This is a genomic window from Clostridium sp. YIM B02506, assembly GCF_022324845.1.
GTDB classification, from domain to species: domain Bacteria; phylum Bacillota; class Clostridia; order Clostridiales; family Clostridiaceae; genus Clostridium_T; species Clostridium_T intestinale.
The window spans coordinates 1-17,196 of the sequence record NZ_JAKGTG010000045.1; the positions used below are offsets into that span (position 1 = coordinate 1).

Annotated in this window: 15 protein-coding genes and 1 other annotated feature; of the genes, 10 read left to right on the forward strand and 5 right to left on the reverse strand. The window is 29.6% G+C overall.

The window, feature by feature from the left end:
• Positions 1–184 precede the first annotated feature (184 nt).
• On the reverse strand, positions 185–1,627 hold the full coding sequence (locus L1S49_RS21650; RefSeq protein ID WP_238907381.1) for a glycoside hydrolase family 1 protein: 1,443 nt from the start codon (positions 1,625–1,627) through the stop codon (positions 185–187).
• Positions 1,628–1,758: 131 nt separating this feature from the next.
• Between L1S49_RS21650 and L1S49_RS21655 the strand changes: the two genes are divergently transcribed.
• Positions 1,759–2,625 carry a GNAT family N-acetyltransferase gene (locus tag L1S49_RS21655; RefSeq protein ID WP_238907382.1) on the forward strand — a complete coding sequence of 289 codons (867 nt, stop codon included), beginning with the start codon at positions 1,759–1,761 and terminating at the stop codon, positions 2,623–2,625.
• Positions 2,626–2,710: 85 nt separating this feature from the next.
• Positions 2,711–3,946, forward strand: coding sequence for an FprA family A-type flavoprotein (locus tag L1S49_RS21660; RefSeq protein WP_238907383.1), 1,236 nt, complete (start codon positions 2,711–2,713; stop codon positions 3,944–3,946).
• Between the two features lie 47 nt (positions 3,947–3,993).
• Here L1S49_RS21660 and L1S49_RS21665 read toward each other — a convergent pair whose 3' ends face one another.
• Positions 3,994–4,878, reverse strand: a complete 885-nt coding sequence (locus L1S49_RS21665) for an SDR family oxidoreductase (RefSeq protein ID WP_238907401.1) — start codon at positions 4,876–4,878, stop codon at positions 3,994–3,996.
• Between the two features lie 523 nt (positions 4,879–5,401).
• On the opposite strand from L1S49_RS21665, the gene L1S49_RS21670 reads away from it, so the two are divergent.
• The 7 genes from L1S49_RS21670 (at position 5,402) to L1S49_RS21700 (ending at position 12,801) form a co-directional block, all read left to right on the forward strand.
• Positions 5,402–6,292 carry a cache domain-containing protein gene (locus tag L1S49_RS21670; protein ID WP_238907384.1) on the forward strand — a complete coding sequence of 297 codons (891 nt, stop codon included), beginning with the start codon at positions 5,402–5,404 and terminating at the stop codon, positions 6,290–6,292.
• 107 nt (positions 6,293–6,399) lie between these two features.
• A complete protein-coding gene (locus tag L1S49_RS21675) occupies positions 6,400–7,575 on the forward strand; it encodes a HAMP domain-containing methyl-accepting chemotaxis protein (protein WP_238907385.1) in 1,176 nt (391 codons plus the stop codon).
• A 36-nt stretch (positions 7,576–7,611) separates the two neighbouring features.
• Positions 7,612–8,016 carry a hypothetical protein gene (locus tag L1S49_RS21680; protein WP_073020076.1) on the forward strand — a complete coding sequence of 135 codons (405 nt, stop codon included), beginning with the start codon at positions 7,612–7,614 and terminating at the stop codon, positions 8,014–8,016.
• Between the two features lie 6 nt (positions 8,017–8,022).
• Positions 8,023–9,237: a MerR family transcriptional regulator gene (locus L1S49_RS21685; protein ID WP_238907386.1), complete on the forward strand. Its 1,215-nt coding sequence runs from the start codon at positions 8,023–8,025 to the stop codon at positions 9,235–9,237.
• Positions 9,238–9,353: 116 nt separating this feature from the next.
• Complete coding sequence (locus L1S49_RS21690) at positions 9,354–10,622, forward strand: MFS transporter (RefSeq protein WP_238907387.1); 1,269 nt, start codon at positions 9,354–9,356, stop codon at positions 10,620–10,622.
• Positions 10,623–10,678: 56 nt separating this feature from the next.
• A complete protein-coding gene (locus L1S49_RS21695; protein ID WP_021804160.1) occupies positions 10,679–10,885 on the forward strand; it encodes a heavy metal-associated domain-containing protein in 207 nt (68 codons plus the stop codon).
• A 278-nt stretch (positions 10,886–11,163) separates the two neighbouring features.
• The gene (locus L1S49_RS21700) at positions 11,164–12,801 is read left to right on the forward strand and encodes an ATP-binding protein (RefSeq protein WP_238907388.1); all 1,638 of its coding nucleotides are present in this window, start codon (positions 11,164–11,166) and stop codon (positions 12,799–12,801) included.
• 92 nt (positions 12,802–12,893) lie between these two features.
• Here L1S49_RS21700 and ilvN read toward each other — a convergent pair whose 3' ends face one another.
• From ilvN to L1S49_RS21715, 3 genes are all read right to left on the reverse strand, one after another.
• On the reverse strand, positions 12,894–13,238 hold the full coding sequence (gene ilvN / locus L1S49_RS21705; RefSeq protein ID WP_275299657.1) for an acetolactate synthase small subunit: 345 nt from the start codon (positions 13,236–13,238) through the stop codon (positions 12,894–12,896).
• The gene (ilvB, locus tag L1S49_RS21710; RefSeq protein ID WP_238907389.1) at positions 13,228–14,904 is read right to left on the reverse strand and encodes a biosynthetic-type acetolactate synthase large subunit; all 1,677 of its coding nucleotides are present in this window, start codon (positions 14,902–14,904) and stop codon (positions 13,228–13,230) included. The genes ilvN and ilvB overlap by 11 nt, the downstream gene beginning before the upstream one ends.
• 53 nt (positions 14,905–14,957) lie before the next feature.
• Positions 14,958–15,215 (reverse strand) — a binding site (T-box leader).
• A gap of 61 nt (positions 15,216–15,276) precedes the next feature.
• The gene (locus tag L1S49_RS21715; protein ID WP_238907390.1) at positions 15,277–15,660 is read right to left on the reverse strand and encodes a VOC family protein; all 384 of its coding nucleotides are present in this window, start codon (positions 15,658–15,660) and stop codon (positions 15,277–15,279) included.
• A gap of 133 nt (positions 15,661–15,793) precedes the next feature.
• Between L1S49_RS21715 and L1S49_RS21720 the strand changes: the two genes are divergently transcribed.
• A complete protein-coding gene (locus L1S49_RS21720; RefSeq protein ID WP_238907391.1) occupies positions 15,794–16,837 on the forward strand; it encodes an FAD:protein FMN transferase in 1,044 nt (347 codons plus the stop codon).
• The last annotated feature ends 359 nt before the right edge of the window (positions 16,838–17,196 follow it).

Sequence of the window (17,196 nt, forward strand, 5' to 3'; positions counted from 1 at the left end):
TAAATTTAATGGTAATATAAGTTGAAAATTATCATTAAACTCATTATAATTTTTATTGTATGATTTGTTTTTTGCATGAATTAATTATACAATCAATGTGAGTTCTTCGGAACTCACATTTTTTTGTATAAAAAATGGACCGTTGCAAAACTTACTTTAGTTTTGCAACAGCCCCAATTTAGAATTATTTTAGTTCGTCTTCAAAGGATTTGTATTCAAAGCCGCCTCTATCAATAACTTTTTTAATCCATTCACCTGATTTTTTTACTCTTCTACTTCTATTATTACTTAAATCTATCTCAACAAAACCATATCTATTTCTAAAAGCATTCATAGGGGAAACATTATCCGTAAAGTTCCACATATGATAGGCGGTGCAATTAGCATTTTCATCTTTTATAGCTTTAAATAGCCATCTAAGATGGTCAGAAATGTAGTCTATTCTGTAATCATCTTGTATCTGTCCTTTTAAATCTTTATGTTTATATTCATCGTGGACTCCCATTCCGTTCTCCATTATCATCCACTCAATATTTCTATAGTTAGTTTTTATATTTATAGCTATATCATAGAAAGCTTTAGCATATATTTCCCATCCTCTAGATTGATTCATAGTAGCTCCAGGCATAGACCAGCTATCAAAATAATATGAAGGATTAAATGGATTTTCATCATTCCATTTTGTAGCTTTTGCTTTAGCTCTATTTGGTCCATAAAAATTTACTCCAAGTATATCCACAGTATTATTTTTTATTATTTCCAAGTCTTCATCTGTATAACTAGGTAAACAATTATGTTTTTCTAAAGTTTCAAATAAAAGGGATGGAAACTCCCCCTTTATACAAGGATCTAAGTATGTTTTATCTGCAAACAACTCAGCCATATGTGCAGCTTTAATATCTTCCTCGCTATTACTTCTAGGATAAACTTGAGCAACATTTTGTATTATGCCGATTTTACCCCCATCTTTGTTATATCCCTTTTCTTTAAAGAGTTTAACAGTTAGTGCTGTAGCTAATACTTTGTGATAATTCCACTGAACAGATTCTTTAAAGTTAACTTTATAAGGATACCATATGGCTTCAGCTACACCTAGGTTAGGCACTACACCAGGTTCATTGAAAGTAAACCATATCTTTACTCTATCAGAAAAGGCTTCAAAGGCTTTTTCAGCATATCTTAAATAGAGATCAACTACCTTTCTACTTCCCCAACCACCATATTTTTGTATTAAGTAATCAGGAAGTTCCCAATGTTCTAAACAAATAATAGGCTGAACATTGTTTGCGATAAGTTCATTAATCATATCATTATAATAGTTTAAGGCATCTTCACTTACTATTACATTATCATAATCTTCAATAAATCTGGACCAATCTATAGAAGTACGATAACTTTGGAGATTTAAACTATTCATTAATTTAATGTCCTCTTTATACCTGCTATAGAAATCTGTAGCAATGGTTGGTCCATAACCTTCATACCATTTGCTAGGAGCACTTTTATAAAAAGCATCTGCCCAACTAACTTGATTTTCTTTTTTTCCTTTCCATCCTTCCGATTGCCAAGCAGAAGAGGAGGCTCCTATTTTGAAACCTTCAGGAATTTCATAAAAAATTTTCTTCATAGCTTACCCTCTTTTCATCAATAATTTTTATTTTACCCAACTTTATTATATACTAATAATAAAGTTTAAATAAGTATAATTCGGATAATGGATTAAAAGAATTGTATTAGGGTATTAGGAGCATAAGCGTTATGATAGAAAGAAAATCAGGAATATTAGAAAAAAAACTGATCAAAGAGATAAGAAAAATAGAGAAAGTATGTAAGAAAAATGACAATATAATTAGAGATATAAATCTAGATAGTTCATTGAACTTTAATCAGGAAATGAATCATACCTTTTTATATTACAGTGATGATAAAACACTCATTGGTTTCTTATATATGTTTGTACCAACTTCAGAGGAAGCAGAAATTCAAGGATTTATACTACCTAAATATAGGGGAAAAGGTTACTTTAAGGAACTGCTTAGAGAGGCTGAAAATGAACTTAGACAATATGATGTAGACGAAATATTATTTGTATTAGAGTTTAATCCAGAATCCGCTAAGGATAGTTTGGCAGGAATAGACGCTGAATATGAATTCACAGAGTACAGTATGGAGTATGTAGGAAATTTAAATGGGCTAGAGTCTACAGAACATAGCGATATAAAAATTTTAGAGGCAATAGATGAAGATTTAGAAGAATTAGTTGAAATCAGCGAAAGGTCCTTTGGGGAAAGTGAAGAGGAAGCCAAGGGGTATATAATGAAGTCTTTAAAAGCTGATAACAGAATACAATACAAGGTTACATATAAAAAAGAATGTATAGGACTAGCTGGAGTATATATTGAAGAAACAGAAGCCACTATATTTGGATTTGGAATATTACCTGAATATAGGGGAAGTGGACTTGGGAAACAAGTTTTAAAACTAATATTAATAGAATTAAGACATAAGAATGTAGATGAAATACTAATAGATGTTGATAGTAATAATGAGGTGGCATTTGAACTTTATAAGAAAATGGGTTTTAATATTGAAGTAGCTTTTGATTATTATAGAAGAAAAATTTAAAATTTGATTTGAATCATATTTTTAAAACTTCCAAGGCTATAAGATTAGTTCATAAGATAAGTAAATGAATATGGAGGAATTAAATATGAATAATAATATTAAACTTAATGAAAATACTTACTGGATAGGAAAAGTAGATGATAGAGACGTTCCATTTCATAGATTAGTATTAACAAAAGGAACAACTTATAATAGTTACTTACTTAAGACTAAAAAACCTACAGTAATAGATACAGTAGATATAAGTTTTGGAAGAGAGTATGTGGAAAACTTAAAGACTTTGATTGATCCTATGGAAATAGAATATATAGTAATAAATCATTCAGAGCCAGATCATTCAGGGGGATTAGGTAGCCTTGCGGCTCAAGCTAAAAATGCAACTATAGTTTGTACAGAGCCAGCAGAATATGAGTTAAAAGAGATGTATAAGCTTCATAAAAGAAATTTCTTGATAGTTAAAGATGGAGATAAGCTTGATATAGGTGGAAAAACTCTAAGATTTTTTGAAACACCATATCTTCATACTGAAGAGACAATGATAACTTACTGTGAAGAGGATAAGATATTATATCCATGTGATATATTTAGTACTCACATAGCTAATTATGAGTATTTTAATGATCTAGCAAAAGAAGATATAGATGAAGATTTTTCAGTATATTATTCATTAATAATGCATCCACATAGAACCTATGTACAAAAAATGATAAATAAGATAAAAGATATTGATATAGATATTATAGCTCCTTCACATGGTTATATATTAAGAAAAGATGCTAAAAAGTATATACAAATGTACGATGTTTTAAGTAGAAACACAGACCTAGGCAAAAAAGCCTTAGTGTTATATTCAACAATGACTTCAAATACCAAAAAATTTGCTGGTAAGATTAAAGAATATCTTGAAAATTTAGATATAGCTACTGATATTATGGATACAAGTAAAGTTTCTAAAGAAGAGGCTATAGAAGCTATTAAAGATGCAGATGCAATCTTTCTTGGGTCATCTACAAGATATGGAGATATGATAGGAAATATAGAAGAGGTTCTTAAAGAATTAAAAAATATAGATTTAGAGGGCAAAGTAGGGGTTGCATTTGGCTCTTACGGATGGAGCGGTGAATCTATAGAAATAATTCAAGATTACTTAAAAGCTACTAATATGAAGGTATTAAGTACATCAGATTTAATAAAATCAACAGGAAGAATAGATATTGAGTTTCCTATAAGAGTAAGATTTTCACTAAACAATGAACAAGAAGAAAAAAGAGTAGAAAGATCTATAGAGTATGTAAGTAGTATACTTTTAAAAAATAAATAAATATAAAAAATAAATGCTGAATTAATTTTCAGCATTTATTTTTTTACTTATGTTGCAACAAAACCGCCACCATTTACATGAATTATTTCTCCAGTAACGTAAGTAGAATCTTCAGAAGCAAGATAAACATAGGCAGGTGCTAATTCTACCGGTTGAGCAGCTCTATGCATAGGACTATCCTTACCGAATTTTTCAACTTCCTCAGCTGGATAACTTGAAGGAATAAGTGGAGTCCAAACAGGACCTGGAGCAACCCCGTTTACTCTTATACCTTGGGAAACTAAGTTTATAGCTAAGGCTCTAGTAAAAGATACAATGGCTCCTTTTGTAGAAGAGTAATCTATTAAGTCCTTATTACCTCTATAAGCAGTTACTGAGGCTGTGTTTATTATGGAACTTCCTGGTTTTAAATAAGGTAATGCAGCTTGAGTTACGAAGAAGAGAGGGAAGACATTTGTTCTAAATGTATCTTCAAGCTGTTTTGCTGTAATATCTAATAAATTTGGCTTATAGAATTGAATTGCAGCATTATTTACTAGAATGTCTAGTTTACCAAAGGTTTTAATGGTATCATCAACTATTTTTTTACAGAAGTCTTCCTTTTTTAAATCCCCAGCAATTAAAAGGCAACGCCTTCCCTGAGCTTCTACTAAATTTTTTGTCTCTTCAGCATCTTCATGCTCATAGAGGTAGACTATAACTATATCAGATCCTTCCTTTGCAAATGCTAAAGAAACGGCTCTACCTATACCACTATCTCCTCCAGTTATAATAGCTACCTTATCCTTTAACTTACCACTTCCTTTATAGTTAGGATTATCAAATATAGGTCTTGGGGTCATTAAAGCCTCTATGCCAGGTTGAATGGGTTGATGTTGGGGTGGAAAAGAACTTGGAAAAGAAGTTCCATAAGCACTAGTATCTTGACGCACTTGATATGGATTAGAAAAATTCAAAGCAAATCCTCCCGAAATAAATATAACTATATAAAATTATATGCTCCTTATTATAAAATGTTAAATCAACACACATTGAAATAAAGTGTTAAATCATTACACCTTATTATAAAGTGTTTCTACGGGGTAGAAGTGATGAGGAATTTAATGAGACTTGGGAAGAAGTTTCTACAGTATAAAAGTGATAGGGAATTTAAATGAAACTCTGCGAGTTTCTACAGGGCAGAAGTTAAAGGGAATTTGATGGAGCTTGAGAAGAATCTCCTACAGAATAGAAGTGCATACTTAATTATCTAATTAGGTAAGGAGGTAATTAGGTAAGTAAGTAATTAGATAATTAGATAAACAAATAATTATCTATGCATTTATGTTTATTTGACGTAAGAAAATAGAGGATTTATAATTAGGTATAAAGTCGAACGGTAAAAAATATTGGGGAGAAAATGTACATATAATAACGAAATTTAATTCGACTTACTTGGGGAATGGGGGCAAAAATATGAAGTTACAATTAGCTTATTTACTAAACAGAAGACTTAAAAATCATTCGGAAAATGTATTTGAAGGAATTTCAAAGGGGAGAAAAAAGGCTTTAGAAAATTGGTTTAAGGACAAATGGGTTCAGCTAGAAATGACAAAAGATCTTGTAAGCACATTTAGAGAAGATGATGGAGCAATATTAGCTACACTTATGGATAAACTATCTCAGGTACAGGATTTTTGTGAAATATTTATTCTAGACGAATATGGAAAGGTAAATATTTCGACCTTTACTAATCATAAGGGAGTGGATATGGGGTACTTACCTAATTATGAATTAGGGCTAGAGGGAAAACCTCTCATGTATGGACCATATATAGATGCTAAAACATTGGAGTTAGATTTATCTAAAAAGAAGTTTGCGGATGAAGTTACCTTGATGTTTTCAGTTCCATATAAAAATTTTATGGGAAACAAGAGAGTGCTTTGTGCAAGAGTACTTAATGATGATATGAGTACAGTTATTCAAGATGAGGATACTCATATTTATAAAGATTCAGGAGATAATTATTTATTTATGATTGAATCAAATAGAGGAATTAAGGCAGGAACTGCTATTTCTAGAAGTAGATTTGAAGATAATACATTTACTTTAGGCGAGAATTTAAAAGATGGTGTTAAAACGGCTAAATGGGGAGCCGTTAAAATAAAAAGTCATACAGAATTTGAGATAATATTTAATGATCCAGCTACAGGAAGGTTACATGATGGTGTTAGAAAAACCATTGAGAATAAAGAAAATCTAGACTGTTGGCCAGGATATCCAGACTATAGGCATATAATGGTTGGAGGGAAAGGAACAATAATAAATCCTCCAAATTGTGAAGAGGTTTGGGGAATGATGTGTTAAGGAGATATAGCTGAGATATATAATTTTAAAAGTATAGGGCTTAAACTTCCATTAATAGTGGCTTTTTCATCGGGGTACTAATAATATTAGGACATGTAATTTCATTAATGGGGAGTAAACTTGGAATTATAGGTGACTTATTAACATGGATATTTATAACTCTAGTTTCATTAATATCAGTAAGAAAGTTAGTAGTTAGACCATTAGATAACACTATAAAACTTCTTCAAGATATAGCAGAAGGTGAAGGGGATCTTACTAAGAGAGTAAAAAAATTGTCTTCTGATGAAGTAGGAGAATTATCAAGATGGTTCAATAAGTTTATAAATAATCAGATGGTAATGGTTAAAAGGATGGGTATGGCATCAGAAGATGCTAAAGAGTCAACAGGAGTAGTATCATCATTAACAAAAAAACTTAAAAAAAGCATGAATGTAATTGAAAATACAGTAGGAACTTTATTGAATAATTCACAACGTCAAAATGAAGTTTTTCAAATGTCAAAAGATCGTTTTACGGTTATATCATCATCAATTCAAGAGATGGACAGCCTGTTAAGTGAAGTAGCAGAAAAGACGGCTAACACAAACAACCACTCATTAGAGGCAAATAAAAATTCACAAGAAGTATTAAAATCTATGAATGAGTTAGAAGAAACTATGAAAAAAACAGTTGATAGTATCAATTTGCTTCAGAATAGTTCTGTGGAAATAAATGAAGTTATAAATGTTATAAGCTCAATAAGCAAACAAACGAGACTTCTTGCTTTAAATGCTACAATAGAGGCAGCAAGAGCAGGAGAAGTAGGAAAAGGGTTTGCAGTAGTAGCAGATGAGATATCAAAGTTAGCGTCAGAAACAGGTGAAGCTACAAGCTCAATAGCTAATTTAATAACTTCTGTTCAAACTGAGACAAAGACTGCCTTCGACAATGTTAATATAATAAATGATAAAGTTAGTAGTTCTACAGAAGGGGTAAGGGAATCTATAGCCACTTTTGATAAAATTCAAAAAGATATAACTTACGTAAATGGAAAAATGAAATCAATAGCAGAAATAACTAATAATCAAAGTGTTAGCATAAATGAAGTATTAATAAGTACTAGTGAAATTGCTGACAAGCTAGAGATGGATACTAAAAATAGTGAAAGTAGCAGTGAAAAATCTTTAGAGTTAGTTCAAGAAATACTAAAAGAAATAAAACAATTGGAACAAGCAACAGGAGTATTAGAATATTCTTCAGAAAACTTAAGTGACATGGTTAATGCATTTAAATTGGTTTAAATAATACTTAGGTAATAAATAAAGGGGTGAGAGTTAGTGACAGAAATAATTAAGATACTAATGGAAATGGTAAATAATTTACATGATTTTTTAGAAGTAATAACTGATAAACTAAAATGGGGGTTTAATGATAAACAGTTACATTTTATAATTATAGGAGTGATAGGTATAATTATATTTGCAATAACCCATTCTTTATTTAAATGGATAGCGAAATATAGTATAACAGTTATATCATTTATATATACATTTACAGTGTTACTTGTTATAGTATTTGGGATTGAGATAGGACAAAAGATTACTAAAAGAGGTAATATGGAGTTTGCAGATGTTGTTGCAGGTGTTTTGGGATTTATATATATTTTTATAATATATATAATTATAAGACTTATAATATATATGGTTAAGCAAATAATAAAAAATAAAAAATTAGAGAAGTGATTTAGGATGAAAATAGGGAAGTTTTCAGAGTTAAATAAGTTAAGCATAGATACTATTAGACATTACATGAGCTTAGACTTGATATTGCCTAGCAAAAATGGAACTCAATATGAGTTTGATGAAGCCTGTCAAAAGGATTTAGAAGATATACTCATATTTAAGTCTATGGGTTTTGAGCTAAAAGAAATTAAGTCTATATTCTACTATAAGAGGCTTGCAAGTTTAACTCAATATGAAGAAAATGAATACTATAAAGAAATATTTGAGAATAAATATGAAGAAATTGATTCTCAAATAGAGCTGCTTTTGAAAAATAAAGGTATGCTGGAAGAAAAAATATCTGAGATATCTAGCAAAAGCACTATGGCTAAAAGAAAGATAGGTATTGATATAAAAGTGCTATCTAACCTATGCTGTGCAAAGTGCAGGAGAGATCTTTCACTAGTTGATGGCATTATAGAAAATAACCAAGTTATCAATGGAAAGCTTAAATGTGATTGTGGAGAAGAATATTTAATAGACGATGGGATATTAATAGTAGATACCATTCAACAAGAATTTGAAGAAATTAAGCAAACAAGAATTATTGACTATATAAATAACACAAACTCTAATTATTTAGATAATATGTATAAAGGTCATGAAATATTATATAAAAATATAAATCTTGAGGAATATGAAAATAAAACAATGTTAGAATTAGGATCAGGTTTAGGATTTTTTTTAAGAAGAATGTATGAACATATTCCTTCTACATCTACTTACATAGCTGTAGATCATGATATAAATAGACATAGATTTTTAAAATCAGCTTTAGAGAAAGCAGAGGAAAAGAAAAATATTGTTTTTATATGTTCAGATTTTTTAAACTTACCTATTAAAGAGAATCAAATAGATGTACTATTTGATATTTCTGGTAGTAGCAACTATGGTTTTGAACATGAGAATTTTTTGCTTAATTCTTTAGAGAGATATATCAAAGAGAAATCTGAACTAATAGGTTCTTATATAGTATTTAAAAATTTTAATAAAAACAGTGATGTTAAGGGGTGCTATAGAAAAAACTTTAATAAAAGTTTCATTAAAGATAGTATTAATAGCCTTGGATATAAAGAGAGGAATGAAATTGTATCTGACTTAGTTGATGAAGGTGGAATATATGAACCTTACTTCCAAAAAGGCGAAAAAGTTTACTTCTTTATATTTCATGGAAAAAGATAGTGTAGACCCAATGGTTTACACTTTTTTTGTTTATAAACTTAAAAAATACCCTATTGATATGGTGTTAAGGCTACATTATACAATAAAAACATCAAAACAACGGGGGGATAATTAAGATGAAAAACAATAAACTTATTAAAATTTATATTGTTAATAGAGTTTTCCATTGGCTCATAATGGGATTAACTATACCAGTAATTACAATGATTCTTTTAGATAAAGGTCTGGATTTTTTAGAAGTAGGACTATTGATTTCTATTCAATCTGCTATGGTAATCATAATGGAACTCCCTTCAGGAGCAATGTCAGACGCTATAGGTAGGAAGCGTGTGTATATGATAGCAATGACAGCTTCACTAATATGTAGTTTTCTATTTATGTTTGTGAGCTCATTTAAGTTATTGGTTTTAGTAGCTGCAATTAATGGAGTGGTTCAGGCATTGTGTTCGGGGACAATAGACGCTTGGTTTGTAGATGAATTTAAAGAAAAATATCCTGAGGAAAATCTTCAAAAGGCATTAGCTAAGATTCAAATATCAACATTAATATCTTTAGCATTAAGCTCGGTCATTGGGGGAATTTTACCTATGACTTTAGGAAATATAATTAGTAATAAATTAGGATTAAGTATATATTCAGCTAATTTTATTTTTCAAATCGTATTATTATTAATTCATATAGTGCTTACAATAATTCTTATAAAAGAAAATGGTCATGAAGTTAAAAAAGGAAATATACTAAAAAGTTTTAAGACACTTCCCAATATATTAAAAAGCTCAGTGAAAGAAGGAATAAAAAATAAATATATATTTTTATTATTGCTTACGGCTATTGCCTGGGGAATAGGTTTTTCAGGATTAGAAGCTTTTTGGCAACCGAAGGTAAAAACTATTGTAGGTTTAGAGAGTGGTGATTTAATATTAGGGGTTTTAAGTAGTGGATATTTTCTAGCAGGAGCTTTAGGAAGCTATATATCCAGTTATATATGTAAGCTTGTAGATAATAATCTAGCAAAGCTTCTTATAATACTAAGAAGTGTTTTAGGAATATTATTTATAATTTTGGCATTTCAAAATAATATTATAGGATTTGCCATAGGTTATTTAGTTCTTTATTCAGTGAATGGAATGTCAGAGTCCCCTTATTATACGCTTTTTAATAATGAAGTTAAAAGTGATAATAGAGCAACGCTACTATCTTTAGAATCATTATTTATGAAGTTTGGAGGAATGGTAGGTTCTATAGGTATAGGATATATTTCGAGACAATATTCAATATCAATTGGATGGACATTAAGTGGAGTAGTATTATTTATATCAAGTTTAGCATTTTTAAAATTATATAAACTAGAAAAAGAAAAAGTTAACAATAATATACTAGGATAAAAGAAGTTTTTTCTATAATACTAATAGATATTAGTATTATAGAAAGGAGACTAGTTATGAAAAAAGTTCACTATGATGTTTCGGGACTTGTAAACTCTGAAAGCAGAACTAAACTTCGTAATTCATTGGATAAAATAACTGGAGTTCAGGAAGTTGAAGTAGACATTAATAGAGGTACAGTAGAAGTAGAGTTTAATGAACCTGCAACTAGACAACAAATAAAAATATGTATAGAAAATACTGGATATGACATTAAAGGTTAAAAGTATGACAATAAACTGCTTTAAAATAGATATAAGAGCTATTTTAAAGCAGTTTTTATATTTCTTAAATTAATTTAAGGATATAATTAAATTAATATGATAATTATGGTAATATTAGAATAGTTGATTCATTTAATACAAATTTTTACTAAATAGCTGTTATTGATTTTGGGTAAAATCAAATTTGTTTTAATTAAGGATAAAGCATTTTTATCTTGAGAAAGTTAAGTAGAAAAATATATAATGTAGAACAATTTATGAGATAGGAGATGTTTATTTTGAAGGGTATTTTAAAGGCTAGCAACACAGATTCTCCATATTTAATTACTTACCATAATAATATAATCGGAGGTAATGGTTTTTTCGAAAAATTAACTGGCTACAATATGGATGAATTAATTGGGAACAGTATAGAGAGAGTAGCTGAAGTATTAGAGATTTATGAAGAGTATGGTTGCAATGAGGCTAAATTAACAACTAAAAATAGCGAGTTAAAACAAATTGAAATTAGTAAAATTGAGTTATCTAAGGAAGAAGTTATTTATTTTTTTAAGGAAATAAATAGTAATGAAGATAAAGCCGATAAAGATAAATTAAATAGATTAACAGATATTATTAAAGATGTTTCACAAGGGTTAGTTTTTTTAGATAGCAATAATAATATTACTTTTTTAAATAAAAAAGCAAAAGAGTTTTATAATAATTTTAAATTAATAAGTGAATCAGAAGGGTATTCAGATAGTATATATTACGAAGAGAAATTAAAACAACAAAGAGATAATTTTTTCAATTTAATTGATAATCTTCAATTGCCTATATGGAGACTATCTTACCCAAACTATAAGGTAATAGGATATAATAAAACGGCATCAGAGCATTTAATTAAGACTGGAATAACTCCAGAGGAGATACTAAAAGAACATTTGTTAGTAGTAGATGATATAAAAGACACAGGAAAAGCAGTGTTTATTAAAAATAGTGAAATAGTTAAGGGGAATAAAACTTACTATGAGAATATTATATATAATCCTATACTTAATGAAGAGGGCGAAATAGAAGAGATAATATTGGTATTAGTAGACGTTACTCCAGAGATAGCTCAGAAAAAGGAGTTAGAGAAGATATTAATTATGCAGAAGGATTTCTTTTCTTTTATATCCCATGAGTTTAGAACGCCACTTACAGTAATAACCTCAGCAATTCAGTTAATAAAAGCTATATGTAAAAGTGATTTATCACCTACTTCTATTAAATATATAAATAAGATAAATAAGTCAGCTTTGCAACAATTAAGATTAGTTAATAACCTTCTAGATATAACTAAAGCTGATTCAGGTTATCTTAAACTCAATAGAACAAATCTAGATATCGTTTCAGTTACTAAAGTTATTTCTGAGTCTGTAAATTTATTTGCGGAGAAAAAGGGTATAAAACTATCCTTTTTATCAGATTTTAATGAAAAAATAATAGCACTTGATGACGAAAAATATGAAAGAATACTTCTTAATTTATTATCTAATGCTATCAAGTTTACTGAAGCCGGTAAAAATATATATTTAAAGATATATCAAAAAGAGGACAAGGTTGTTTTAGAAGTTAGAGATGAAGGCGTAGGTATAGCAAAAGACAAACAAAAGATAATTTTTGATAGGTTTGGTCAAGCAGATAATAAGTTAACTAGAAATTCTGAAGGGACAGGAATAGGATTATGTCTTGTTAAGTTATTAGTCAATGCATTAGGTGGAGATATAAATGTAATAAGTAAAGAAGGGGAAGGCAGTAGATTTATTGTTTCACTTCCTGATATACAAACTGAAGAACAAAATGTAGACGTTGGAAATTTAATGGAGAATAGATTGGTAGAGACGATGAATGTTGAGTTTTCTAACATATACTTTGAGGAAAGTGTAGGTTAAAAATGGGTATAATTATGCTTGTATACTAAGCATAAAAAGGTGAACAATTTAGATATTTCTAAATAATTGTTCACCTTTTTATATTTTAATATTTATTCAATATTTAAAAATCTTTCAGGATTTCTAAAAATACTCTCATCATAGTCCTCATAAACCTCAATATCTAATACATCATGAAGTTTTCTTACCTGCTTAATTATCTGTTCTAAAAATGTATCATTTTTCACTAATAGATACATTTTGCTCTTAGAACCATCACCAATAGAACCACACAATATTCCCTCTAGGTTAAATGCCCGTCTTGAGAATAAACCAGTTATATGAGACATCACTCCAGGATGATTATTAACTAACAATTCTATAACAATGTGACTATTATTATTGTGTAAGAAATTAATATTATTATCGTGTATGAATTCAATATCATTATTGTGCATAACTTTCACCTCCAACCATTTTGTCAATTGATTCTCCTGGTGGAACCATAGGATATACATTTGATGTAGGGTCAATTGGGATGTTTATTAAATATGGACCTGTTTTTAACAATACTTCTTTAAGCTTATCCATAGGATTATCCTCTTTACTTAAATCACAGGAATCTATTCCAAACCCCTTAGATATTAAAGTAAAATCAGGATTGGATATAAATTTAGAGGCTATATAATGTTCTTTATAAAAAAGTTGTTGTTGTTGTTTTACTAAACCTAATCTTCCATTATTAAGGATTATTATTTTAATGTTTAGGTTTAAGTCTTTTAAGGTGGCTAACTCTTGGATATTCATAAGTATTGAGCCATCTCCAGAGAAGCAGATAACTTCTTTGTCATCATTAGCTAAAGCAGCACCTATAGCAGCTGGTAACCCAAACCCCATGGTACCTAACCCACCAGAAGTAAGTAAGGTATTTGGTTTGTTAAAAGGATAAGTTTGAGCTACCCACATCTGATGTTGACCTACATCGGTGGATATTATAGCCTCTTTAGTTACTATTGATGAAACATATTTTATTATATTCATGGGATGAAATATATCTTCTTTTTTTGGTAATGCTAGTGGAAACTTAGGCTTAAAATCCTCAATAATATTTAGCCACTCTTCTCTTGAATTATTAGGTATAACAGCGGTTAAAGCCTTTATGAAAGAATTTATATCTCCTACTAAAGATAAATCAGCTTGTTTCAATTTATTTATTTCTGATTCATCAATATCGATGTGAATTATTTTAGCGTTAGGACAGAATTTAGTTACATTACCAACAGCTCTATCATCAAATCTTACACCTAAGGCTATTATTAAGTCAGCTTGATTTAACAACATATTGGTGTATCTAGCTCCGTGCATTCCAAGCATTCCAAGATAAAGAGGATCATCACAAGGAAAACACCCTAAGGCCATAAGTGTTAAGGTAACAGGTATTGAATTTTTCTTTGAAAGCTCATATATTTCAGAGCAAGAATTTGAATTAACAATACCTCCTCCTATATATAAAATAGGTTTTTTAGAAGCTTGAATTAAATCAACTGATTCTGAAACACCATGGGTAGTAGCTTTGTCATCTGTTATTTTAACTTCTAAATTAGGAAAACAGTCAATTTCTATTACTTGAGTTTGAATGTTTTTAGGTATATCAATAACTATAGGCCCTGGTCTTCCATCCTTAGCAAGTCTGAAGGCCTCTGGTATTATAGAAAATAGTTCATCAATAGATCTTATAAGAAAATTGTGTTTGGTTATAGGAATAGTTAAACCATAGGTATCAACCTCTTGAAATGAATCAGTTCCTATAGCAGAATAAGGAACCTGACCTGTTATTGCAATTATTGGTATAGAGTCTAGCTTTGCATCTGCTATAGCAGTTAATAAATTAGTAGCCCCTGGTCCAGAAGTAGCAAAACACACAGCAACTTCTCCTGTAGATCGTGTCATGCCCTGAGCTATAAATGCAGCTCCTTGCTCATGTCTTGCGAGTATATGCGTAATATTACTGTCATATAAAGCATCATATAGAGGAAGATTTGCTCCTCCTGGAATACCTGCTATGGTTTTTATACCATGTAATTCTAAAAGTTTGATAGTTATTTGTGCCCCATTTAATTTCATATCAAAATCTCCTTTATAATAAAATAAAAAATCCCTCGTCCTAATTATTAAATAATAAGGACGAAGGATTATATCTCCGCGGTACCACCTTGATTTGTATATAAAAATACACACTTAATATAGTACAGGTTAATAAATCTATTACCGATACTACTTCCCTTTTAACAGTGGGACTCCGTTTAACTCTACTCTTTACATTTCCATTAACAACTCCGAGGCTACCTTCTATATATCCTTCATGGGAAATTTTCATCAACATTCCCTTTCTTTATTTCCAGAGTATATATACTCCTCCTCATCACAGTCTTTAATTATTTATATTTATTCTATTGTATAGTTTATAAAACAAGAAGTCAAGAATATTCAGACAATTTATTTTTCATATAATTCAATAGGTAGTTTATCAGGATCACTAAAGAAGGTAAACCTTTTTCCTGTAAGCTCATCAATACGTATAGGTTCAACATCTATGTTATGGAATTTAAGTTCAGAAACAACCTCATCTATATTATCAACTTCAAATGCTAAATGTCTTAAACCCAAGGCTTCAGGATAACTTGGTCTATCAGGAGAGTTTGGAAAAGAAAATAGTTCTACCTGACTATCACCAATTGACAAATCAAGTTTATAAGAATCACGAGCTTCCCTATAAACTTCCCGAATAACCTTTAGTCCTAATATTTCAGTATAAAACTTTTTAGACACTTCATAATTTGAACATATTATAGCAATATGATGAATTTTCGTTAAATGCATAATAAATCCTCCTCCTGCTAAATTTAATATATTGTAACATATTAATTATAGATAACCAATTCTAAATTTGAGTTGGTTGTGTTAAAATAACAAAAGATAAATAACTAAAGTTATTATTATACGGAGGAATAAAATGATTAAGAATAGAAAAACAAAGTCCTTTTTTATACTTGGATTAAGTTTAATTATGAGCTTAGGTTTAATATCTTGTGGTAATAAAAAAGCAGATTTTCAACCAATATCTAAAAGCGATATATTATTAGATACACCATGTAAAGTAACAATATATGATGATGTTCCAGAAACGGTACTAGATAAAGCTTTTGATGTTTTAAAAGAAGTTGATAGCAGGATGAATGCTAGTAGCGAAACAAGTGAGATATCTGAGGTAAATAGAAATTCAGGAAAAGGGTATGTTAAGGTATCAGATGATACTTTTTATGTAATACAAAAAGGTAAGTCTTATGGTGAGCTTACGAAAGGCGTATTTGATATAAGTATAGGACCATTAGTAAAGCTTTGGGGAATCAATACAGATCATGCAAGGGTACCTGCAAAATTAGAGATTGATGGTAAACGCCCACTGGTGAATTACGAAAATGTATTATTAAAAGAAGATACAAAAGAAGTTATGCTTAAAAACCCAGGAATGGAACTAGATCTTGGAGGAATAGCTAAAGGTTATGCTGCAGATGCTGTTGCAGAGGTCTTAAGAGCAAATGGAGTGGAACATGCGATAATAGATTTAGGTGGAAACATATTAACACTTGGATCAAAAGTGAACGGTGATGACTGGAAGATAGGAATACAAAATCCTAACACCGAAAGAGGTCAATACTTAGCAACCATAGAAGTTGTTAACAAAACAATAGTTACATCTGGTATTTATGAAAGATATTTTGAACAAGATGGAAAAAGATATCATCATATTTTAGATACTTCAACAGGATATCCAGTAGATAATAATTTAGCTAGTGTTACAATAGTTACAGATAAATCTATAGATGGAGATGCTTTGGCAAAATCCTTCTGTATGGGAATAGATAAAGGTAAGGAATTTGTTAAGTCACAAGGAGCTGAAGCTATTTTCGTAACTAAAGACTCAAAGGTATACTTAACAGATGGATTAAAAGGCAATTTTAAACTTAATGATAAGAGTTTTACATTAGAAGATTAAATATTAATTAGGGTTATCGAGAAAAGATTTAAATAATCAGCTTCTCGATAACTTTTTTTCGGAGAAAAGCTTCTGAATAAGTTGTTTATAAGTCTTCTCCTCAAATCTCATTAAAATCATTTTGTTAGTAATTATGTTTATTAAGAAGTTAAGCACATTATTGCTGTAGAGGCTTATCCTCAAGCTCATTAGAGTCATTAAAATACTATGTTTAATAAAAAGTTAAACACATTATTGCTGTAGAAGCGCTCCTCAGCTTCATTAGAGTCATTTTAATTGATAATTATGTTTAATAAAAAGTTAAACACATTATTGCTGTAGAAGCGCTCCTCAGCTTCATTAGAGTCATTTTAATTGAT